Genomic DNA, 20,750 nt, shown 5'->3' with positions numbered 1-20,750 from the left:
GCTTCGACTTTCAGAAGCCCGACAGCAGCACTCGGGAAGCCTCGATCTCGTAGGCGCAGGGAGCCACGTCCGAAGAAGGACAACCCTGACGCTGGTGCTCGACCGCGGCTTTCTCCAGGTACATGGAGACCACGTAAAGTCCGTTGCGGCTTGCAGCGCGTGCTGCGGCGGTCAACAAGTCCGCGCCACCCAACCCCATCGCGGTCACCTCATCCGTTCTCGGCGAATTCCTTCGCGTGCCGGAGCGTCGTGAGGCTGTTGGTGCCCAGCGCGTGACGGATGAGCTCGCGAGCGCGCTCGATCGTCCCGTCCGCCCCCAGCACGTCGGGGATGACCTCGGGCCGGATGACGACGGTGTGGTGTGACGTCGCCTCGATGCCGGCCTCGATGCCGTCGCCGATGTCCCTGAACGTCCACCGGCCGACGTGCGCCGCCATGATCGGCGGTGTGTGCGTCTGCTTGTAGACGATGCCGTCGTACGGGGTGCAGACCCGCACCGAGTGCGTGGTGTGGATCGACCCGTCCGGGCTGCGCGTGTCCATCTCCATGGACTGCACGCCGGTGACGGCTTCGGTGAGGTCCAGCCGCGCGACGTGCGGCAGGCGCTCCGGCCACAGGTCGGAGCGGTACAGGAACTCGTAGACGTCCTTGCGGCTCGCGTGGATCGTGATGCTGTCGGAGAACGACAGCACCAGCTTGTCGTAGTCGTCGCCGTACTCGGCCGCCCGCTTGAGAGCGGCGAGCTCGGCGTCGCTGTTGTTGTTGACGGCGTTCAGGATGAGGTCGACCGCCTCGGGCTGCGCCGCGGTGAAGTGGTGGAGCAGATCGACCCGGGTCGCCGAATCGGCGATCGGGACGATCCGCCACTCCCCGCCCATCGTCTTCACCGGTGCGGCCGAGCGCTCCTGCTCGAACTTGATGTGCAGGTTCGCCGGGTCGAGCTCTCGCCGGGACGTCCACGTGCGCACGTCACCGTTGGCGAACGCGTGCAACCGCAACCGTTCCGTCGAGCCGTCCCGTTCGAACACCTCGGCCTGAACCGTGGGTCCGAAGATGTACGGCCAGGTCGTCACGTCCGCGACCAGGTCGTACACCACCTTGGCGGGAGCCCCGATCATGACCGTGTGCGTGGTGGTGTGCGTCATGTCCGTCTCCGTATCCGAGTCGCCGGCGTCAGGCCGCGATCTGTCCGTTGACCTTGTCCAGCAGCTGACGCGGCGTCTGGATGTACGCCATCTCGTCGTCGGCGATGGAGACCCCGTGCTTGCGCTTGATCAGCGCGACCGTCTCCAGCAGGGCGAGGGAATCGAAGCCCAGCTCGAGGAACGGGAGGTCGAGAATGTCCTGGCCCGGCTTGAACGAGTCGTCGTCGCCCGCGGCCTCGTTGAGGATCTCTTTGAGGCCCTCGATGGTCAGTGCGCTCACGGCTAGCTTCCTTTCCTCCAGCGGGCGGTTTCCGCGCGCCCACGACTGAGGTTGTCACCGCGCACCTGTAATCCACTGGAGAGATTCTCGAAGAAACCGTTGCCCGACAAGCAAAAACGGCCCGCGCCACAGTGTGGCGCGGGCCGCTGGAGCATTTTCCTAAGCCAGGAGTCGTTGCAACTGACGGGTTTCGGCGCTGTCGAGGCGCGGATCGGACGTCAGGATCGCGTGCTGCAACGACTGCAGGCGCGACGAGGGCTCGACACCGAGCTCCTCGATCAGGGTGTTGCGCAGGGCTTTGAACGAGTCCAGCGCCTGCCACTGCCGGCCCGCGCGGAACAGCGAGATCATGTACTGCGCGCACAGGTTCTCGTTCATCGGGTTCTGCACGGTCAGCACGGACAGCTCGCTGAGCAACGCCTTGTGCTTGCCCATCCGCAGCTCTGCGTCGATGCGTGCTTCGAGCACGCCCAGCCGTGCTTCCTCCAGGCGCACGATCTCGATGCCGAGCGGCATGCCGGGCCGCACGTCCACGACCGCGGCGCCGCGCCACATCTCGAGCGCCTGGCGCAGCAGCCGGGAGGCCGAGGCGTAGTCCTCGACGTCGTAGGCCTGCTGGCCCGCGCGGGAGAGGCGTTCGAACTCGTGCACGTCGACGGCCTCCGGCGGCACGTCGAGCAGGTAGCCGCCGTACCGGGTGACGAGCACTTCCTTCGCCTCCCCCTCACCGGACGTCGCCAGCGCGTCGCCGATGAGCTTGCGCAGCTGCAGGATGTAGGTCTGCAGGGTGGTGCGGGCGCTGCGCGGCGGACGGTCGCCCCACAGCTCCTCGATCAGAGTGGGAACGGACACCACCTGACCGGAATGCAGCGCGAGCAGCGCCAGGATCTGCCGTGGCTTGGCCGCGGTTGGCGTCACCGAGCGACCGTTCACCTTGGCCTCGACGGGCCCCAGGACCTTGATCTGCATCGTGACCCCTCCTTCGGTTCCAAGCACGGGATTAGTCTGCTCGGCCCAACGGCGGGGCGTTAGTGCACAGGCCATCGATGTCAGGTGAGTTCTGCCCGTGCCGGGTATGAAAACTTCATACGAAGGCGCATTAGCCGGTAACTACCGATCCATTAGCGCTGGTCCGCATCATTACCCACAACAAATCACACGCAAACATCGGAGCTGAACATGTACCCCACCGTCACCGTGGAGCACTTGTCTTCCGTCACCACCACCATCGACGACTCCGACGACATGAAGATCTACCAGTTCGACCGTGAGGCCTCGGCGGACTTCGCAGTCGACTTCGCCTGGACCTCGTGCCGCCCCGGCACGTTCTGCGAGTCCGCCGAGGCTCTCGCGGCATGAGACCCGAACTGGCCGAACCGGACGAGCGACGCATCGGTTTCCGACGCCACCTGAGGCCGCAGATCGTGCGCGGCGAGGCCGTGTACCTGATCGGCGAGTCCGGGGTCACCGCGATCCAGGGCACGCACGTCGAGTCACTGGCTCCGCTGCTCGACGGCACGCGTGATCTCGCCGCCGTGCTGCGGGACCTGCCCGCCGGGCTGACCGAGGACACGGTCAGCCGCATGCTCACCAAGCTCGCCGCGGCCGGCCTGATCGGGCGGCGCTGCGAGGAGGACGGTTCGGCCACGACCGAGGCCACGCTCGCGTACTGGGACGCGGCCGGCCTCGACCCCGCGGACGCGGTGTCGGCGACAACGACGTCGCTGATCTCCGTCGCCGCGATCGGGGACATCGACCGGGACGCGCTGGTGGACGCCCTGCACCGCAACGAACTCACGGTCACCTCGGGGAGTGGTGACCTGACGGTCGTGGCGTGCACCGACTACCTGGCGCCCGAGCTCCGCGACATCGACGACGCCCACCGCACCGCCGGCAAGCCCTGGCTGCTGGTCAAACCCGTGGGCGCGGAGGTGTCCGTCGGTCCCTTCTTCACGCCGGGCGACGGCCCGTGCTGGCGTTGCCTCGCGGCCAGGCTGTCCGCCAACCGCAAGGCGGAGGCGCACGTGCGACGCAGGTGCGGGCAACGGGGTCCCGCGCCGCGGCCGCTCATCGGACTGCCGTCGCTCACCGCGATGGCGCTGGAGATCGCGGCCGTGGAGACCGCCAAGTGGCTCGCCGGCATCAGGCATGACACGCAGCGCTCCATCTGGAACTACGACAGCCTGACCATGAGGGTCACGCAGCACGAGGTGCGGGTCCGCCCGCAGTGCTCGGGCTGCGGTGACCCCGACACCGTCGCGCGCAGGGCGTTCGAGCCGGTCGAACTCGCCAGTCGCGTGAAACACTCCTGCGACGGCGGCGGCCACCGGTCGTCGCCGCCGCAGGAAGTGCTCGACACCTACCGGCACCTGATCGGTCCGGTCACCGGGATCGTGAAGGAGATCCGCCGCAACGACACCGGTCCCGACTTCTTCAACTCGTTCCGGTCCGGCTCGAACATCGCCGCCGGGGAGGGCATCGAGGGGCTGCGGTCGGCGTTGCGCGCGGACACCGGCGGCAAGGGCGTGACACCGCTCGACGCCCAGGTCGGGGCCTTGTGCGAGGCCGTGGAACGACGCAGCGGCGCGTTCGTCGGCGAGGAGGCGCGGGTCTCCGGCAGCTACCGGTCGCTGACGGACCGGGCGATCCACCCCGACACCGTGCAGCAGTACCACCCGCGCCAGTTCGCGGGCCGCGACGGGTGGAACGCGGCGCACTCGAACTTCCAGCACGTCACCACGCCGTTCGACGAGGACGAGGTGATGGACTGGACGCCGCTGTGGTCGCTCACCGAACGACGGCACAAGCTCCTGCCCACCGGCATGCTGTACTTCGGCGCCCCCTGCCCGCCGAGCGTGACAGCCAACTCCAACGGGTGCGCGGCCGGCAGCAGCCTCGAAGACGCCGTGCTGCAAGGACTTCTGGAGCTCGTCGAACGCGACGCGGTCGCCATCTGGTGGTACAACCGCACTCCGATGCCGGGCATGGACCTGGACTCGTTCCGCGACCCGTGGATCACCCAGAACCGCGACGTGCACGCGGGCCTCGGCCGCGAGGTGTGGCTGCTGGACGTCACGGCGGATCTCGGTGTGCCGGTGATGGTCGCGGTGTCGCGCCGCACCGGCGGACCGCGAGAGGACATCATGCTCGGCTGCGGGGCGCACCTGGACCCGCGGATCGCCGCACGACGGGCGCTCACCGAGCTCAACCAGTGCATGCCGATGGTGTGCGGGGCCTCCGACCTGAACGGCCTCGACGTCGACGTCCGGAACTGGTTCGAGAACACCAGGATCGCCGACCACCCGTGGCTCGCTCCCGATCCCGCCCGGCCGGCGCGCGACGTCCTGCACCACGGCTACACCCACCGGGCGGACCTCGTGGACGACGTCCGCGCCATCCAGAGCACTCTCGAAGCCAAGGGGATGGAGGTGCTCGTCCTCGACCAGACCAGGCCGGACATCGGGCTTCCCGTCGTCCGGGTGGTCGTCCCGGGACTGCGGCACTTCTGGTCGAGGTTCGCTCAAGGGCGCCTCTACGACGTGCCTGTACAACTGGGGAGACTGCCCAGGCCACACAGGTTCGACGAGCTCAACCCCATCCCACTGTTCATGTGACTGCCCAGAGCGGAGGCGCTGTGGTGCCCACCCAGTCGCACATCCCGGCCGGCCGGCCGCTGTGGTCGTTGCTGGAGGACACGTTCGTCGACGAGGGGACGGAGCACCTCACCGTGTACGGGAGGTGGGGCGCGATCGAGATCGCGGACACCAGTCCTCTCGTGCGCGAGGCGTTGCACCGCATGAGCCTGGGCCCGGTGGCGCTGGAGAACATCTCCGCGCTGCACGAGAACTTCGTGCGCTGGAAGACGGGCTCCGGGCCGTGCCTCATCTGGCGCAAGCTGAAGAGCACCCTCGACCAGCTGGGTGGCTGCGTCGTGCCGTCGCTCGGGCTCAACGACGGCGCCGGGCCGATCCTGTCGGTCGTGGCCGTCACGCGTGACGCCGTGTTCGCGTTGCCGCACATCGAGGACGACGAGGTCGTCACCATGCGGCCGCGCACCGAGATCGAGCGGCTCAACGGGGACCAGGCGCTCGCCTGTCCCGGACTCGCCTACCAGGCGATCCTGCACAGCGCCCCGGCGACGGAGATAGCGAAGTCGTTGCTGCACACCGAGACCACGGTCACCCAGGTCGCGGATGCGTTGCAGGTGGAGAAGACCCTGGTGGGGGATGTCGTCGCCTACCTCGCCGGAGCCGGACTCGCCGTCGTCCAGAGGCGTTGAGCCGCCGCCATGTTGCTCCGATCGAGGATCGCAAAACACGAGACTTCCCAGGAAGCGCCCGTATCATGGCCGCGTCCCGACCCTCGTGTGGGAGCTGCCGCTGTGACGCTACGACAGGAACACTCGTCCGTGTCCCGTCGTTTGGCATACGTCGTCATCAGCGTGGTCTTCGCCAACTACCTCGGCAACGCCTTCTCGTACGTGCTGCAGGCCGGCGCGACCCCCGTGCGCATCGCGACCTCGCTCGCCTGCCTGATCACGATCGGGTTCCTCCAGCTGGGGGTCTTCAGCCGGCCGGGGTCGGACCTGCGCTCGGGCAGGGCGTACCTGGCGCTGGGCGTGATGGCCGGACTGGTGTACGTACCGTTCTCCTTCTTCCCGAACGCCTGGCACGGCATGCCGGGGTTCCTGGCGGGCAGCGCCTTGCTCGTCCTGCCGGGCCGCGTGCGGTGGTTCGTGTTCGCGGCGGTGGCCCTCAGCAACGGCCTGATCAGGGCGCAGTACGTCGACGACCCCGCCCAGCTGGCCTACTACGTGGTGTCGGCGATGGTCGCGGGCATGGTCGTCTACGGCCTGTCCCGGCTCCCGTCGCTGGTCAAACAGCTGGAGACGGCCCGCTCGGAGCTCGCCGACCTCGCGGTGTCGCAGGAACGGCTGCGGTTCGCCCGCGACCTGCACGACCTGCTCGGCTTCAGCCTGTCGGCGATCACGCTGAAGGTCGAACTCGCCATCAGGATGCTCGGCACCCAGACCGAACGCGCCACGCGGGAGCTGGTCGAGATCCTCGGCATCGCGCGCGATGCCCTGGCGGACGTGCGCGCGGTGGCGTCGAGCTACCGCGAGCTGTCGCTGTCCGACGAGATCGAGTCGGCGCGGTCGGTGCTCACCGCCGCGGGCGTGCGGGCCACGATCGAGGCGGACCGGCTCGATCTCTCACCCCGGTCCCGCACAGTGCTCGCGACCGTGCTGCGCGAAGGCGTGACGAACCTGCTGCGGCACAGCGAAGCGACCCGCTGCACGATCACGATCTCCGGCACGGACCGGCTGGCGTCGATCGACATCGTCAACGACGGCGCCCCCGCCGAGGCCGGTGCCGAGCGCGGCAGCGGCCTGACCAACCTGGCCACCCGCGCCACCGCCATCGGCGGATCCCTGCTCGCCCAGACGGCCTCGGGCGGCGGCTACCGGCTGCACGCCGAGGTGCCGGTCGACCCGGCACCGGAGAAGCCGGCGAAACCACCGCGCTTCGCGGGACCGCTGATCGCGACGCGGTTCGCCCAGGTGCTGCTCACGGCCGTGGTCATCGGGTACGCGGCGATGGCGATGACACTCGTGACGTACTACCCGATCGGTGTCGCCGGCATCGAGGCCGCGGCGGCCGGCATCGTCGGCACCGTCGCGCTCGTGCTGGGCGTGGTGGTCCGCCCGCACCTGCGGCTGAGCCTGCCGCTGCGCGCCGGGGTGCTCGCCGGGCTGGCGGTGTGCGTCTACGTGCCCCCGCTGGTGTTCGGCAACCCCTACCTCGCGGGCGTGCCCGGATTCCTCGCCGGAGCGGGAGTGCTGCTGCTGCCCCGCCTGGCCGGGTGGATCGCGTTCTTCTCCGTCGTCGTCCTGCAGGGAACGATCTACAGCCTGCTCGGTGAGAACACCGTGGCCATCTTCTACGCCGTGATCGCGACGACGAACCACGGCCTCGTGCTGTACGCGCTCACCCGGTTGCGGTCCATGGTGAACCAGCTGCACGAGGCGCGCGAGGAGCTCGCGACGGCGGCGGTGACGCAGGAACGCCTGCGGTTCGCCCGCGACCTGCACGACCTGCTCGGCTACAGCCTCTCGGCCATCACGCTCAAGAGCGAGCTCACGCACCGGCTGGCCACGATCGACCCCGACCGGGCGCGGCAGGAGCTCACCGAGGTCCTGGAGATCTCCCGGCAGGCGCTCGCGGACGTCCGCTCGGTGGCCCTGAGCTACCGCGAACTGTCCTTCGACGAGGAGACCCAGTCGGCGCAGGCGCTGCTGTCCGCGGCGGACATCGACGTCACCGTCCGGATCGACGCGTGCGACCAGTTGCCCACGGAGGTGAAGGTGACGCTCGCGACCGTGCTGCGCGAAGGCGTCACGAACCTCCTGCGGCACAGCAAGGCCGAGCACTGCGAGATCGTGCTCTCCAGCTCGCGGCACCTCGTCACCATGGACATCACCAACGACGGCATCCCCTCGATCGAGCGGAAGTCCCGTGACGGCAGCGGAATCGGCAACCTGACCACCCGCGTCCGCGCGCTCGGCGGCGACCTGCAGGCCGGGCTCACGCCCGAGCACACCTACCGGCTGCGCGCCGAGATCCCGTTGCCGCTCAACTGAGGTCCCCGAGCGCCACCTGAGTGCCATCATGCGCACTCGTGGGGGCCGCGGAGGTGACGCGACGGCAGGGACACTCGTCGGTGTCCCGTCGTTTGGCGTACGCCGTCATCAGCGTGGTGTTCGTCAACTACCTCGGCAACGCGTTCATCTACGTCCTGGGGGCCGGCGCCACGCCCGCGCGGATCGCCGGCTCACTCGCCTGCCTGTTCGCGATCGGCTCCCTGCAGCTGGGGGTGTTCTCCCGGCCGGGCACCGACCTCAGGTCTGCCGGGACGCACCTGGCGCTGGGCGCGCTGGCGCTGCTGGTGTTCGTGCCGGTGCCGTTCTTCCCCAACGCCTGGGGCGGTATGCCCGGCTTCCTCGCGGGCAGCTCCCTGCTGGTGCTGCGCGGCCGCGTGCGGTGGGCCGTGTTCGCCGCGGTGGCGCTGGCCAACCCCGCGACCAAGCTCGGGTACGGCATCCCTCCCGGTGTGCTGGCCTACTACATGGCGTCCTCCGCGACCGCGGGCCTGGCCGTCTACGGCCTGTCCCGGTTGCCCTCGCTGGTGGGGCAGCTCGAGGCCGCCCGCTCCGGGCTCGCCGACCTCGCGGTGGCGCAGGAGAGGCTGGGGTTCGCCCGTGACGTGCAGGACCTGCTCGGCGTCAGCCTCGCCACGATCACGCTGAAGGCGGGCCTGGCCCGCGGGATGATCGGTGAGCACACCGGCAGGGCGTTGCGGGAGCTCACGCGGATCCTCGGCATCTCCCGCAAGGCCCTGGCGGACGTGCGCGCGGTGGCGTCGAGCTACCGCGAGCTGTCGCTGGCCGACGAGATCGACTCGGCCCGGTCCGTGCTGACGGCGGCGGGCGTCGCGACCGCGGTCGAGGTGGACGACGGCGACCTGTCCCCCGGGACGCGGACCGCGCTCGCGAAGGTGCTGCGCGAAGGGGTCACGACCCTCCTCCGGCACAGCCGGCCGACCCGCTGCACGATCGTCATCGGCAACACCGGCCGGCTCGTGTCGATCGACATCGTCAGTGACGGCGTGCCTGCCGAGGTCTCGCCGGACGGCACGTACCGGCTGCACACCGAGGTGCCGGCCTTCCCAGCGGAACCGCTGCGGTTCTCCGGTCCCCCGATCGCCACGCGGTTGCTGCTCACGGCGGTGGTGATCGGGTACGCCGTCATGGCGACGCTGCTGGCGTCGTACGACCTGACGACCGGTCTCGACGAGCTCGCTGTCTGCGCGGTGAGCGGTGCGGTGATCGCGACCCTGGTCCTGGGCGTCGTGAGCCGCCCGCGCGTCCGGCCGGCGTTCGGCCGCGTGGCGCTCGCCGGAATCGCCGTCTGCGTGTACGTCCCGCAGTTCGCGTTCCAGGACCCCTTCCTGGGCGGTGTCCCCGGCTTCCTCGCGGGTTCCGCGCTGCTGGTGCTGCCCCGGTGGCCCGGCTGGGCCGCGTTCGCCGCGGTCGTCGCCGGGCAGGGCGTCCTGCAGGCCGTGTGGGGCTTCCCGCCGACCGACGTCGTGTGGGGCGTGATGGCGGCGATGAACCACGGGCTCGTGCTGTACGCGCTGACGCGGCTGCTGTCGATGGTGGCCGAGCTGCAGGAGGCCCGCGAGGAGCTGGTGACGGCGGCGGTGACGCGGGAACGGCTGCGGTTCGCCCGCGACCTGCACGACCTGCTCGGCTACAGCCTGTCCGCGATCACGTTGAAGACCGAGCTCGCGCACCGGCTGGCCACCGTCGACCCCGGCCGGGCACGCCGGGAGCTCACCGAGGTCGTGGAGATCTCCCGGCAGGCGCTCGCGGACGTCCGGTCGGTGGCCCTGAGCTACCGCGAGCTCTCGTTCGACGAGGAGACCCGGTCGGCGCAGGCGTTGCTGTCCGCGGCCGACATCGAGGTGACGGTCCGGATGGACACCTGTGACGAGCTGCCCACGGAGGTGGAGGTGACGCTCGCGACCGTGCTGCGCGAAGGCGTCACGAACCTCCTGCGGCACAGCAAGGCCGAACACTGCGAGATCGCGCTCTCCGCCTCCGCGCACCTCGTCACGATGGACATCGTGAACGACGGGATCCCCGCCATCGAACGGAAATCTGGCGACGGCAGCGGAATCGGCAACCTCACCGCGCGCGTCCGGGATCTCGGCGGCGACCTGCAGGCCGGGCTCACGCCCGAGCACACCTACCGGCTGCGCGCCGAGATCCCGCTGGCCGTCACAGCATCTCGATGACCGCGCAACCCCAGCTGTACCCGGCGCCCACACCGAACATCACGATCCGCTGACCGGACTTCGCCTTGCCGGTCTGCACGAGGTGGTCGAAGCTCGCGAACTGGTCGCCGGCGCCGAGGTGCCCGACCGTGCGGCTCCACGCCCACGTCGTGCGCTCCGGTTCGATGTCGTACGGGCGCAGGTAGTTCACGTCCAGCCGGCGGCGGCCGAAGTGCGGCAGGATGATCCAGTCCGCGTCACCGATCTTCATGTCGGCGTCGGACAGCGCCTGCTCGACGGCGAGAGCCTGGCCCGCGTTGGCCTTGTTGATGCCGTAGGAGAGCCCGAACTCGCGGCTGAACGTGTGCTTGGCCTCCTCGAAGTCCACCGGGATGCGGTGCGAGAACGGTGCGAGGCCGAACGGCACGTCGCCGCGGTGCAGCGGCTCCAGGTCGGAATCCGCATTGATCGCCAACGAAAGCAGTTTCGCGTAACCGCCGCGAGTGGACAGCACGAGAGCCGACGCGCCGTCGCCGTAGGGCGTTCCGGGGTCGGTCCTCCAGCGGTCGATCCCGGGCAGGCAGAAGCGGTCTGAGGACGTGAGGAGGGCATCCCTGCCGGGACGGGCGACCAGGTAGGACACCGCGAGGTCCATCGCGGCCAGTCCTCCGTTGGACATCTGCCGGATCTCCAGCGCCAGGCAGGAGTTCCGCACCGTCTCGCGCTGGATGTAGGAACCGACCGGCCACAGGTCCTGGCCCTGGTGGTAGGTGGTGGCGTGCAGGATCAGGTCGACGTCGTCGGGCGCGGATCCCGCCCGTGCCAACGCGACCCGTGCCGCCTCGACCGCCATCTCGGCCGCCGACTCGTGCGGGGACACGGACACGGACTCGACGTCCGTCCGCGCGACGAGCTTCGGCTCGCACTCCCCCGACGCGATCGCGTCCGCGACGTTCAGCGTCGAGGGCAGGCGCACGCCGCTGCCATTGACGAAAACATCCTTCACTCGCACCGCGGTCAGACCTCCTTCAGCGCGCGTGCCACGCGCACGACGCGTTCCGCCTGGATCTGGGCCGCCTGCAACGCGATCTCGTCGACCGGCACGTTGCCCGCGCCCAGGACGTGAGAGGTGCCGTAGGGATTCAGGTCTCCTCCCGGCGGCACGATGATCCCGCCGAAGTGGCAGACCATGTTGTAGATCGACACGAGCGTGGTCTCCATGCCCCCGTGCAGGCTGCCGCCGGAGGTGAAGGCGCTGTACACCTTGTCGGCGAGCAGGCCGCTGAACCAGGCGGGCCCCAGCGTGTCGATGAACTGCTTGAGCTGCGCGGACACGTTGCCGAAGCGGGTCGGCGTGCCGAAGACGACGGCGTCGGCCCACAGCACGTCGTCGACCGAGGCGACCGGGACGTCCGCGGTCTCCTCCAGGTGCGCCGCCCAGGCGGGCCTGGACCGCCACGCCGCCTCGGGCGCCAGCTCCGCAGCCCGTACCAGCCGCACCTCGGCGCCGTGCTTCTCGGCCGTCTCGGAGATCTCCGTGGCGATCCGGTGAATCGTTCCCGTCGAGGAGTAGTACACGACTGTCACGTTGACGCTGCGTTCCATGACGCATCCCTTCGCGAGGCAGCTCGGTTCACCCTTGCCGGGCCGCCTTGATGTGGCGTGGAGCGCGACATGAACGTTGGGAGATATGGTGTCGCGCGGAGGGGCGCGATGATCAGGGTTCTGCTCGCGGAGGACATGCACATGGTGCGCGGTGCTCTCATCGCGCTGCTCAACCTCGAACCGGACATCGAGGTCGTGGCCGAGGTGAGCTCGGGCGACAAGATCGTGCCGGCGGCGCGCCAGCACGGTCCCGACGTCTGCGTGATCGACATCGACCTGCCGATCCTCGACGGGCTGAGTGCCGCGTCGACGATTCGCGAGACGATGCCGCAGATCAGGACGTTGATGCTGACGTCGCTGGGCCGTCCGGGGACGTTGCGCAGGGCGCTGGCGGCCCGCGTGGACGGGTTCCTGCTCAAGGACGCGCCGCCGACGGAGCTCGCCGACGCGATCCGCAGGGTCGCCGCCGGGGAACGGGTCGTGGACAGCCAGCTCGCCCTGGCCGCGTGGGACCGAGGCGAGTGCCCGCTGACCGACCGCGAGCTGGAGGTCCTCCGGCTCGCGGCGAACGGCTCCGACGCACCTGACATCGCTGTCGCGCTGTCGCTTTCGGTCGGCACCGTCCGCAACTACATGACGACGATCATGACCAAGCTCAACGGGCGCAACCGGGTGGACGCCATCCGCATCGCCGAGGAAGCCGGCTGGCTCTGACGGCTCTGCGGACGGCATCGGTCAGGCCGCCTTCTGCTGGCTGGCGCGCAGGTCGAAGCCCGGCTGGGCGACGATCTCCGGGGTGAGCGCGTTGCCGCCCTCCAGGATCCGGCGCCCCATCAGGAAGTCGATCGGCCGGTTGTAGGCCTCGATTCCAATCAACCTGTCATTTTTGAAGCAGAACACCGAGAACCGGCCCTCGGCCGGGTCGCCGACGGTGACCGTGCGGTCGTGGCCGTTGGTGAGACCCGCGGTCTGCAGCTTCACGTCGTACTGGTCGCTCCAGAACCACGGCAGGGCGGTGTAGGGCTCCGCGCTGCCCATGATGGCCGCCGCGACCGTGGTGCCCTGGTCCGTGGCGTTCTGCACCGATTCCAGGCGGATCAGTCCGCCGGCGTGCGTGCTGGCGAACCGCGCGCAGTCGCCGACCGCGTAGACGCGCGGGTCGACCGTGCCGAGGTGGGCGTCGACGACGATGCCGTTGTCGACGGTGAGCCCGGCGCGCTGGGCGACCTCGGTGTTCGGGATGACGCCGATGCCCGCGACCACGAGGTCCGCGACGAGCACCGTGCCGTCCGTCAGTTCCACCAGGCCCTCCCTGACCGCGGCGACGCCCGTCCCGGTGAGGATCTGGACGCCTTCGCTGCGGTGGCGGCTGACGAGGTGCTGGGCCGTCTCCGCGGACACTGCCCGTTGCATCACCTGCGGCTGCGCCTCGACGACGGTCACCTCGTGGCGCAGTTTTCTGACCACTGCGGCGAATTCCAGGCCGATGAACCCGCCGCCGATGACGACGACGTCGAGCCCGATCTGGCCGTCGAGCCGCTGCCGGATGGCGTCCGCGTCGGCGACCGTGCGCAGGTTCAGCACGTGCTCGGCACCGGGGATGGGCAACGGCCGCGGCCGCGCGCCCGTCGCGAACACCAGGTGGTCGTAACTGACCGTCCGGGCACAGCCCAGCACGGCGACCCGCGCCTGGCGGTCGACCCCGATCACCCGCTCGTTGCGCACGAGCTTGATGCCGTGGTCCTCGTAGTAGGAGTCCTGCCTGAGCACCAGCCCGGCGAGGTCGGTCTCCCCCGCCAGGTAGGCCTTGGTGAGCGGTGGCCGCTGGTACGGCGCCGCCTGCTCGTCACCGATGAGCGTGATGGGGCCGCGGTGTCCCTGCTCGCGCAGGGACACCGCGACCTGGCAGCCCGCCTGCCCGGCCCCGACGACGACTACCGACTCGCCGCGCATGTCAGTAGTTGCCCAGCCCGCCGCAGACGTTGAGCGCCTGTGCGGTGATCGAGGACGCGGTGTCCGTCGTCAGGTACGTCACGAGACCGGCGACCTCTTCCGGCGTGCTGTACCGACCCAGCGGGATCTTGGCGTTGAACTTCTCGAGGACCTCTTCCTCGGTGACACCCCAGTGGTTCGCGTACCCCTGGCGCACCCGGCCGGCCATCGGCGTCTCGACGTAGCCGGGGCACACCGCGTTGACGGTGATGCCGGACTTCGCGAGCTCGATGCCGACGGCCTTGGTGAAGCCGACGACACCGTGCTTGGACGCCGAGTAGGGCGCGGCGAACACCACGCCCTGCTTGCCGCCGGTGGAGGCGATGTTGATGATCCGGCCCCAGGTCTGCTCGACCATCTTGCCGGTGGACAGCACCTCTTTGGTGAAGCGGAAGACACCGTTGAGGTTGGTGTCGATGACGTCCAGCCAGAGGTTCTCGTCCAGCTCGGCGGTGATGCCGCCGCCACCGCGTCCGGCGTTGTTCACGAGGATCTCGATGGGCCCGAAGACGTCGACGGCCTTCTGGACCGCGGTGCGGATGTCCTCTGTGGACGTCACGTCGGACGCCGCACCGTCCGCCTCGATGCCCTCTTCACGGAGCTGCTTGACCGTGGTCTGGACGTTCTCGGCGTTGCGGGCCACGACGAAGACCGCGTGCCCCTCCTTGCCGAGGCTGCGCGCGACCTCGAGACCGATTCCACTGGTGGCGCCCGTGACCAGGGCGACCCGTCGCTGGCTCATGCTTCTTCTCTCCCTCAGAGTTGCTTCTCAGGCATGTGCACGACGAGCCCGTCCTGCTCCTCGGTCACGGGGATCTGGCAGCTCAGCCGGCTGTTCTCCTTGCGCTCACAGGCCGTGAAGTACAGGAGCTCGTCCTCGACCTGGTGCATCTGCGACAGCGGCTTGGTGTTCTCGGGGTCGACGTACACATGGCACGTTCCGCACGAGGCGCCACCGCCGCACTGGGCGACGATTCCCTTGATGCCGTTGAGAACCGCGCCGCGCATCACGGTGTCGTCCTGGGCAACGTCGACAACGGTCTCAACCCCGTCGTGCGCTACGTAAGTGATCTTTGGCATGGCAGTTCTCCCACGGATCTGCGGCTCGCCGGACGTGGTTCACCTTGAACGGCGGCGCTTTGCACGTGGTGGAGGCCACCTTGAGCGTTTCCGGGGGTTGTCGGCGCGGCGATTCGTCGTGGTTCCGCCAGGGCTGGTGGCAGCCCCTGGCTGGTCGTTTCTGGTGTCACCGCCAGGCCCGGTCCCAGCGCGGTCCCAGCGCGGTTCGCATCACTCGAACGGGTGGTCCTCGTCCGGATTCACGCCTGACGCCGTCTGGTGGATGTCACGAAAACATGGTCATCTTCGCCGCCGCAAAAGGAAGGCGCGGCCAAGGCAGGCACGATCGGGGCAGGCGCGGTCAGGGTAGGCACGGTCTCGACAGGCACGGTCGAGGGCATGACGAGGTGCTCTGCACGACAGGCCGTGGACGAGGTTCGCTGGAAGCTCGTCCACGTGACCAGGAAGACCGGTTCGCACGCCGGGCGTTCGGGGCGCGAGAGGTGCGAGGCACGCGGGGTACGAGAGCCGCGGGGCAAGCGGGGCAAGCGGGGCGCGAGGCACGGGGCATTCCGGGGCGCGAGGCACGCGGGGTACGAGAAGCGCAGAGCACGCGCGGCACCCGGCACGCGGCACGCGGCACCCGGCACCCGGCACCCGGCACCCGGCACCCGGCACCCGGCACCCGGCACCCGGCACCCGGCACCCGGCACCCGGCACCCGGACATCATCGCGAACTCCCGGCGGTTCCACCGTGCGCTGAGCCCCGTGTTCCAGGGGCGTTCGAGGGGGTCTTGCGACTCTGCGGTGTCGGCGTACACCCACACGCGGAGGTTCCACCGTGCCCCTCAAGGAGTTCTACGACCAGCAGGTGAACTGGTCACCGCCGTTCGAGGACGGCCTTGAACGCGCGACGGTCGTCGTGCCACGCGACTATTCCGACCCGGACGGTCCGAAGCTCACCATCGCCCTCGCCCGCCTCAAGGCGACGGACCCGTCGCAACGCCGCGGCGTCCTGCTGGCCGTCAACGGCGGCCCCGGCGGCGACGGCGGCGACGGCCTCGGGCTGATCAAGCGCCTCGGCAAGCGGGTGCGGACCGCCTACGACCTCATCGGGTTCGACCCGCGCGGGTACGGCGAGTCCACCAAGCTGTACAGCGAGGTGACGATTCCCAAGGCGCCCTTCGACTCCCGGCCCCCGGACTCGTTGTTCGACCAGCTGGCCGAGGACATGCGCCTGCGCGAGCTCGGCTGCCAGAAGGGCGGCGGTGAGCTGCGCCCGCACATCACGACGCGCAACACCGCCCGTGACATGGACCTGATCCGGGTCGTGCTGGGCGAGGAGAAGATCTCGTTCGTCGGGTACGCGTACGGCACGTACGTCGGCGCCGTCTACGGCACGATGTTCCCGGAGAACCTCGACCGCACGGTGCTCGACTCGTGCATCAATCCACAGTGGACGTGGCGCGAGCAGTTCGTCACGCAGGCGGAGGCGGTCTACCGCAACGTCGCGCTGTGGGCGGACTGGACCGCGGAGCGCGACGGGCACTTCCACCTCGGCACCAGCTCCGAGCAGGTCATCGCCGAGATCGAGGCGGTCGTCGAGAAGCTCGAGGAGGGCGACCAGATCCACCTCCGCACGCTGCTGGACGGCGCGGTCGGCACGAGGTCCACGGACCGGGCGCAGTGGGACTCGCTGGGTTACCTCGTCGGCGACCTGCGGACGGCGTTGCAGGACGGCGACTTCGACAAGGCGCGGACGCTGATCGTCGGGCAGGGCACGTGGCGGCCGCAGGACCAGGAAGGTGACCTGCGGGTCGGCGTGCTGGAGGCCATCACGCTGGAGACCTACTGGCCGCAGGACCTGGAGGTCTACTACGACGACGTCCGCAAGCACCGCGCCCAGCACCCGTACGGCTACGGCGTGCTGCGCGCCCAGCCGTGGGTCGGCGCGTTCCGGACGTTCGAGAGCCTGGAGCCGCCGACGAAGCTCGCGCAGCCGGGTTACCCCAAGGGACTCGTGGTGCAGGCGGACGGCGACCCCATGGACCGCTACGAGGGTGGCGTCGTGCTGGCCGAACTGCTGGACCACCCGCTGGTCGTCATCGAGGACTCCGGCGACCACGAGGTGTACGCGCTGGCGGGCAACGAGGTTCTCGACGCCCTGGTCGACGACTACCTCGTCGACGGCGTGCTGCCGGCGGAGGCACGAGTCACCGTCCCGGGCCACGTCAAGCGCCCGGACATCCCGAAGGACTGACAGCACGACGCAAAGGGGCCCCGCACCGAAGTGCGGGGCCCCTTTGCGTACCAGAACTCAGTCCTCCGCGGGGATGTCCCAGGTGACCGGCAGCTCCCAGAGGCCGTAGATCACGGCGCCCTCCTTGCGCGGGATCTCCAGGAACGGCTTCGCGAGCCGCAGCGACGGGATCCGCTGGAACAGCGTCGACCACACGAGCTGCATCTCCAGGCGCGCGAGGTCGGCACCGATGCAGTGGTGCAGGCCGTGCCCGAACCCGAGGTGCTTGCGGGTGCCGCGCTCCAGGATCAGCTTCTCCGGCTCCGGGAAGATCTCCGGGTCGCGGTTGCCGTTGAGGCCCAGGCACAGGATGCCGTCGCCGGCCTTGATGGTCTTGCCGCCGATCTCGATGTCCTCCAGCGCGACGCGCGGGATGGCGGTGTCGCCGATGGTCGCGAGGCGCACGAGCTCCTCGACGGCGGGCTCGATCATGCCCTCGGGGTCGTCCAGCAGCAGCTTGAGCTGGTCGGGGTTCTCCAGCAGCGCGGCGGTGCCGAGCGACAGCATCGAGGCCGTGGTCTCGTGGCCGCCGTTCATCAGCAGGCGGATCATGTTGAACAGGTCGCGGCGCGTGTACTCCTCGCCGGACGCGGCGTACTCGGCCATCGCGCGGCTGAGCAGGTCCTCGCCGGGTTCCTTCTCCTTCAACGTGATCAGCTTGTCGACGTAGGCGTTCACCTCGACGATCGCGGCCTGGCGCTGCTCCGGCGTCGAGTGCCCGCCCAGGAGACACGTGCCGTGCTCGATGAAGAAGTCGTGCTCGTCCTGCGGGATGCCGAGCAGCTCGCAGATGACCGTCATCGGCACGGCGAGTGAGAACTCGCGGTGGAAGTCGATCGGCGGCGTCATCGTGAGGATCTTGTCGATGTACTCGTCGACGATCTCCTGGATGCGCGGGCGCAGACGCTTCACCTGGCGGTTGGTGAACGTCACCGCCGCCTTGCGCCGGGTCTTGGTGTGCTCCGGGTTGTCGTAGCCGATGAACGACGTCTCGGTGCGGAACTCCGGCGGCGCGATGAAGTAGAACGGGAAGTTGTCGTGCTTGCGCGACGCGCTGATCCGCGGGTCCGTCAGGAGCTGCTTGATCGTGTGGTAGCCGCTGATCGTCCAGATCCGCAGACCGGAGCCGGTCAGCGTCACCTCGACGACGTCCTCCTCGGCCATCTGCGTGTACTGCGCGGGCGGCGTGAACGGGCATGTGCGCTTGTACGGGAACGTGTCCACACCTGGCTCGGTGGCGCTGCTGGTCATCTGGGTCTTCCTCCTAGTCGAGAAGTTGGCTCACGCCAGGTCAGCGCCGCCATCGAGCGTGATGACTTGACCGGTGACCCACGAGCTCGCGGGCTCGGCGAAGCGGGTGATCCACGGAACGACGTCGTCGACCTCGCCGGTGCGCCCCAGCGGCGTCTGCGAGGCCTGGAAGCCGAAGTAGCCCTCGACCTCCTCGGGGCTCAAACCGTTGGCCGCGTAGACCTCCGTGCGCACTGCGGCAGGGGCGACCGCGTTGACGCGGATGCCCTGCGGGGCCAGTTCGAGGGCCCAGCTGCGCACGAGGCTGTCCACGGCCGCCTTGCTGGCGCCGTACACGCCACCGCCCGGCACCGCGATGTGCCCGGCGTTGCTGGAGACGAACACGATGCTGCCGCCGGGCGAAGTCAGCTGCGGCAACAGCTTGGCGGTCAGCACCAGCGGGCCGACCAGGTTGGTCTCCAGCACGTCGCGCGCGGTGGCGAGGTCGAACCCGGCGACCGGCGTGAAGCGGAAGATGCCGGCGTTGTGCACCAGCACGTCCACCTTGCCTCCGCCCAGTTTCACGGCGTCGGCGACCTTCTTCGCGCCTTCGTCCGTCGTCACGTCCGCGACGACGGCGGTGATCGCGGGGTGCAGGGCGACGACCTCGGTCAGCCTGCTCTCACGACGACCTGTGATGATCACGTTCGCGGCGCCGAGGTCGGCGAACGCCAGCGCCGCCGCGCGGCCGATGCCGGTTCCCCCACCCGTCACGACGACCTGCTGTCCGGCAAATGGTGCGTCCGACATGACGCCTCCAGCTTCTTTCCACTCGGTAGGGCAGTCGGTGACAACCCTGCTCGGTGAACCTTGAGTCCAGGTCTAGCTGGGGCGGAAACCCTGGGGAGCATGGGAATTCTTGCGGTGGGCAGGTGGCGCGCACGGGTCGGCAGACCCGGCGGCGACACGGAGAGCGAGTTCGAGTTCGCGCGCGACGGCACAGCGGCGCTGGTCGTGGGCGGCAAGGGAGCCGGGACGTGGACCCAGACGGGGCCCGACACGTTCAGCTACCGGATCCAGGAGGAACTGACCGAGGCACCGGGCACGATCGAGATCGCGCAGGACGCCGTGCTGCGCGGCGACGAGTTCGTCAGCAACGGCAACGCGGTGGTGCGCCTCGCGAACGGCACGACAGCACGCGAGGCCGCGATCCGGATCACGGCACAAAGGCTCGGATGACCTCGAAGGGGGCGCCAGGAAAGGCGCCCCCTTCTACAACACGCGCGTCAGGAGAACTTGACCGTCACGTTGCCGGTGTACTTGCCCGCCAACAGCGAGAGCAGCGCCTGCGGCGCGGTCTTGACCCCACCCTCGTCGACGATGGTGTGCGGGAAGACGAACTTGCCCTCCTGCAGCCACTGTCCGAAGTGGACGACCCAGTCCTGGATCTGCTCCGGCAGGTGGTAGCAGGCGAACGGGCGGATCTCCAGGTGCTTCGTGATCGCCGTCATCAGGTCGATCCGCGGGTGCTCGGCCGTGCCGTCGTTCTGGTTGGCGAGCGCGCCGCACAACGCGAAGCGGGCGTGCGGGCGGGCCGCCTGGATCGCCGCCTCGAACTGCTCGCCGCCCACGTTGTCGAAGAACACGCTGATGCCGTCGGGGGCGAGCTCGCGCAGCCGGTCGGCCACGGGGCCGTCCTTGTAGTTGAACGCGGCGTCGAACCCGAGCTCGTTCACCAGCCAGTCGACCTTCTCCTGGCTGCCGGCCGAGCCGATCACCTTGGCGCCACGGGCCTTCGCGATCTGCCCGGCGAGCGACCCGACGCCACCCGCGGCACCGGTGACGAACACGACGTCACCCTCGCCCGCCTGCGCGATGGTCGCCATGCCGTAGTAGGCCGTCGGCCCCTGCGACAGGAAGTAGACCGGCGAAGGCACGTAGTGCGGGTTCTGCTTGATGAACTGCTGCGCCGGCCCGGACCAGTACTCCTGCCACGGCCCGAACGACTGCACCAGGTCCCCGACCTCCAGGTCCGGGCTGTTCGACTTGACCACGGTGCCCACACCACCGGCACCGGCCGGCTCGCCGACCTTCCACGGCGGCACACCGGGAATCTGGCAGTCGGACCTCATGAACTCCTTGAAGGCGGCGGCCACCGACACGTAGTCGACGCGCACCAACACCTCGCCGTCGCCGGGCTCGGGGACGGCCACCTCGACGACGTCGAAGTGCTCGAGGGTCAGGTCGTTCTCGACGTGCTTGGCGAGCCTGACCTCCCACTGCTTCTCGGGGATGCTCATGGCTC

At 69.4% G+C, this 20,750-nt stretch carries 20 protein-coding genes; 8 read left to right on the top strand and 12 right to left on the bottom strand.

Features of this window, described 5'->3' with window-relative positions; genetic code table 11:
- Nucleotides 1–10: 10 nt before the first annotated feature.
- The 4 genes from SK571_RS12545 to SK571_RS12530 all read right to left on the bottom strand — a co-directional run bounded on the left by SK571_RS12545 (nt 11) and on the right by SK571_RS12530 (nt 2,394).
- Nucleotides 11–199 carry a hypothetical protein gene (locus SK571_RS12545; RefSeq protein ID WP_319984211.1) on the bottom strand — a complete coding sequence of 63 codons (189 nt, stop codon included), beginning with the start codon at nt 197–199 and terminating at the stop codon, nt 11–13.
- A 10-nt stretch (nt 200–209) separates the two neighbouring features.
- The gene (locus SK571_RS12540; RefSeq protein WP_030474576.1) at nt 210–1,145 is read right to left on the bottom strand and encodes an aromatase/cyclase; all 936 of its coding nucleotides are present in this window, start codon (nt 1,143–1,145) and stop codon (nt 210–212) included.
- A 28-nt stretch (nt 1,146–1,173) separates the two neighbouring features.
- Nucleotides 1,174–1,425 carry an acyl carrier protein gene (locus SK571_RS12535; protein WP_030474575.1) on the bottom strand — a complete coding sequence of 84 codons (252 nt, stop codon included), beginning with the start codon at nt 1,423–1,425 and terminating at the stop codon, nt 1,174–1,176.
- A gap of 159 nt (nt 1,426–1,584) precedes the next feature.
- Entirely contained in the window at nt 1,585–2,394 is an 810-nt protein-coding gene (locus tag SK571_RS12530; RefSeq protein WP_090071069.1) for an AfsR/SARP family transcriptional regulator, read from the bottom strand.
- 210 nt (nt 2,395–2,604) lie between these two features.
- Between SK571_RS12530 and SK571_RS12525 the strand changes: the two genes are divergently transcribed.
- From SK571_RS12525 to SK571_RS12505, 5 genes are all read left to right on the top strand, one after another.
- Nucleotides 2,605–2,784 (top strand): hypothetical protein, encoded by a 180-nt coding sequence (locus tag SK571_RS12525; protein WP_319984210.1) that lies wholly within the window; start codon nt 2,605–2,607, stop codon nt 2,782–2,784.
- On the top strand, nt 2,781–5,039 hold the full coding sequence (locus SK571_RS12520) for a TOMM precursor leader peptide-binding protein (protein ID WP_319984209.1): 2,259 nt from the start codon (nt 2,781–2,783) through the stop codon (nt 5,037–5,039). Before SK571_RS12525 ends, SK571_RS12520 begins: the two co-directional genes overlap by 4 nt.
- Before the next feature lie 20 nt (nt 5,040–5,059).
- Nucleotides 5,060–5,704 carry a hypothetical protein gene (locus SK571_RS12515; RefSeq protein ID WP_319984208.1) on the top strand — a complete coding sequence of 215 codons (645 nt, stop codon included), beginning with the start codon at nt 5,060–5,062 and terminating at the stop codon, nt 5,702–5,704.
- A gap of 129 nt (nt 5,705–5,833) precedes the next feature.
- Nucleotides 5,834–8,065, top strand: a complete 2,232-nt coding sequence (locus SK571_RS12510; RefSeq protein ID WP_319984207.1) for a sensor histidine kinase — start codon at nt 5,834–5,836, stop codon at nt 8,063–8,065.
- An 80-nt stretch (nt 8,066–8,145) separates the two neighbouring features.
- Nucleotides 8,146–10,281 carry a sensor histidine kinase gene (locus SK571_RS12505; protein ID WP_319984206.1) on the top strand — a complete coding sequence of 712 codons (2,136 nt, stop codon included), beginning with the start codon at nt 8,146–8,148 and terminating at the stop codon, nt 10,279–10,281.
- Here the strand turns inward: SK571_RS12505 and SK571_RS12500 are convergent.
- Together SK571_RS12500 and SK571_RS12495 are read right to left on the bottom strand one after the other, a co-directional pair.
- Nucleotides 10,265–11,272, bottom strand: a complete 1,008-nt coding sequence (locus SK571_RS12500; protein ID WP_319984205.1) for a ketoacyl-ACP synthase III family protein — start codon at nt 11,270–11,272, stop codon at nt 10,265–10,267. The two genes, SK571_RS12505 and SK571_RS12500, sit on opposite strands and share 17 nt — an antisense overlap.
- 5 nt (nt 11,273–11,277) lie before the next feature.
- Nucleotides 11,278–11,865, bottom strand: a complete 588-nt coding sequence (locus SK571_RS12495; protein WP_266043471.1) for a flavodoxin family protein — start codon at nt 11,863–11,865, stop codon at nt 11,278–11,280.
- 108 nt (nt 11,866–11,973) lie between these two features.
- Between SK571_RS12495 and SK571_RS12490 the strand changes: the two genes are divergently transcribed.
- On the top strand, nt 11,974–12,579 hold the full coding sequence (locus SK571_RS12490) for a response regulator transcription factor (protein ID WP_319984204.1): 606 nt from the start codon (nt 11,974–11,976) through the stop codon (nt 12,577–12,579).
- 21 nt (nt 12,580–12,600) lie between these two features.
- On the opposite strand, the gene SK571_RS12485 is transcribed toward SK571_RS12490, so the two are convergent.
- Genes SK571_RS12485 through SK571_RS12475 form a run of 3 tightly spaced genes read right to left on the bottom strand, consistent with a single transcriptional unit; the run spans nt 12,601 to nt 14,937 of the window.
- Nucleotides 12,601–13,818 (bottom strand): NAD(P)/FAD-dependent oxidoreductase, encoded by a 1,218-nt coding sequence (locus SK571_RS12485; protein WP_319984203.1) that lies wholly within the window; start codon nt 13,816–13,818, stop codon nt 12,601–12,603.
- A 1-nt stretch (nt 13,819) separates the two neighbouring features.
- The gene (locus SK571_RS12480; protein ID WP_319984202.1) at nt 13,820–14,599 is read right to left on the bottom strand and encodes an SDR family NAD(P)-dependent oxidoreductase; all 780 of its coding nucleotides are present in this window, start codon (nt 14,597–14,599) and stop codon (nt 13,820–13,822) included.
- A 14-nt stretch (nt 14,600–14,613) separates the two neighbouring features.
- Nucleotides 14,614–14,937, bottom strand: a complete 324-nt coding sequence (locus SK571_RS12475) for a 2Fe-2S iron-sulfur cluster-binding protein (protein WP_030474564.1) — start codon at nt 14,935–14,937, stop codon at nt 14,614–14,616.
- Between the two features lie 820 nt (nt 14,938–15,757).
- On the opposite strand from SK571_RS12475, the gene SK571_RS12470 reads away from it, so the two are divergent.
- Nucleotides 15,758–17,176 carry an alpha/beta fold hydrolase gene (locus SK571_RS12470; protein WP_319984201.1) on the top strand — a complete coding sequence of 473 codons (1,419 nt, stop codon included), beginning with the start codon at nt 15,758–15,760 and terminating at the stop codon, nt 17,174–17,176.
- A 57-nt stretch (nt 17,177–17,233) separates the two neighbouring features.
- On the opposite strand, the gene SK571_RS12465 is transcribed toward SK571_RS12470, so the two are convergent.
- The gene (locus SK571_RS12465; protein WP_319984200.1) at nt 17,234–18,466 is read right to left on the bottom strand and encodes a cytochrome P450; all 1,233 of its coding nucleotides are present in this window, start codon (nt 18,464–18,466) and stop codon (nt 17,234–17,236) included.
- A 30-nt stretch (nt 18,467–18,496) separates the two neighbouring features.
- Nucleotides 18,497–19,255: an SDR family NAD(P)-dependent oxidoreductase gene (locus SK571_RS12460; protein ID WP_319984199.1), complete on the bottom strand. Its 759-nt coding sequence runs from the start codon at nt 19,253–19,255 to the stop codon at nt 18,497–18,499.
- 99 nt (nt 19,256–19,354) lie between these two features.
- Between SK571_RS12460 and SK571_RS12455 the strand changes: the two genes are divergently transcribed.
- Nucleotides 19,355–19,684 carry a hypothetical protein gene (locus SK571_RS12455; RefSeq protein ID WP_143086925.1) on the top strand — a complete coding sequence of 110 codons (330 nt, stop codon included), beginning with the start codon at nt 19,355–19,357 and terminating at the stop codon, nt 19,682–19,684.
- Between the two features lie 47 nt (nt 19,685–19,731).
- On the opposite strand, the gene SK571_RS12450 is transcribed toward SK571_RS12455, so the two are convergent.
- Complete coding sequence (locus SK571_RS12450; RefSeq protein WP_319984198.1) at nt 19,732–20,745, bottom strand: NADP-dependent oxidoreductase; 1,014 nt, start codon at nt 20,743–20,745, stop codon at nt 19,732–19,734.
- Nucleotides 20,746–20,750: the final 5 nt, after the last annotated feature.

It is taken from the genome of Lentzea kristufekii (assembly GCF_033949925.1).
Classification (GTDB): Bacteria; Actinomycetota; Actinomycetes; order Mycobacteriales; family Pseudonocardiaceae; genus Lentzea; species Lentzea kristufekii.
The sequence above is the reverse complement of the archived record's forward strand: the minus strand, read 5'-3'. Positions and strand labels throughout refer to the sequence as shown.

What these genes read in the sequence shown, in the direction of transcription:
- SK571_RS12545 (WP_319984211.1), bottom strand. Translation starts at nt 199, where the DNA reads ATGGGGTTGGGTGGCGCGGACTTGTTGACCGCCGCAGCACGCGCTGCA.
- SK571_RS12540 (WP_030474576.1), bottom strand. Translation starts at nt 1,145, where the DNA reads ATGACGCACACCACCACGCACACGGTCATGATCGGGGCTCCCGCCAAG.
- SK571_RS12530 (WP_090071069.1), bottom strand. Translation starts at nt 2,394, where the DNA reads ATGCAGATCAAGGTCCTGGGGCCCGTCGAGGCCAAGGTGAACGGTCGC.
- SK571_RS12525 (WP_319984210.1), top strand. Translation starts at nt 2,605, where the DNA reads ATGTACCCCACCGTCACCGTGGAGCACTTGTCTTCCGTCACCACCACC.
- SK571_RS12520 (WP_319984209.1), top strand. Translation starts at nt 2,781, where the DNA reads ATGAGACCCGAACTGGCCGAACCGGACGAGCGACGCATCGGTTTCCGA.
- SK571_RS12495 (WP_266043471.1), bottom strand. Translation starts at nt 11,865, where the DNA reads ATGGAACGCAGCGTCAACGTGACAGTCGTGTACTACTCCTCGACGGGA.
- SK571_RS12490 (WP_319984204.1), top strand. Translation starts at nt 11,974, where the DNA reads ATGATCAGGGTTCTGCTCGCGGAGGACATGCACATGGTGCGCGGTGCT.
- SK571_RS12485 (WP_319984203.1), bottom strand. Translation starts at nt 13,818, where the DNA reads ATGCGCGGCGAGTCGGTAGTCGTCGTCGGGGCCGGGCAGGCGGGCTGC.
- SK571_RS12480 (WP_319984202.1), bottom strand. Translation starts at nt 14,599, where the DNA reads ATGAGCCAGCGACGGGTCGCCCTGGTCACGGGCGCCACCAGTGGAATC.
- SK571_RS12475 (WP_030474564.1), bottom strand. Translation starts at nt 14,937, where the DNA reads ATGCCAAAGATCACTTACGTAGCGCACGACGGGGTTGAGACCGTTGTC.
- SK571_RS12465 (WP_319984200.1), bottom strand. Translation starts at nt 18,466, where the DNA reads ATGACCAGCAGCGCCACCGAGCCAGGTGTGGACACGTTCCCGTACAAG.
- SK571_RS12460 (WP_319984199.1), bottom strand. Translation starts at nt 19,255, where the DNA reads ATGTCGGACGCACCATTTGCCGGACAGCAGGTCGTCGTGACGGGTGGG.
- SK571_RS12455 (WP_143086925.1), top strand. Translation starts at nt 19,355, where the DNA reads ATGGGAATTCTTGCGGTGGGCAGGTGGCGCGCACGGGTCGGCAGACCC.
- SK571_RS12450 (WP_319984198.1), bottom strand. Translation starts at nt 20,745, where the DNA reads ATGAGCATCCCCGAGAAGCAGTGGGAGGTCAGGCTCGCCAAGCACGTC.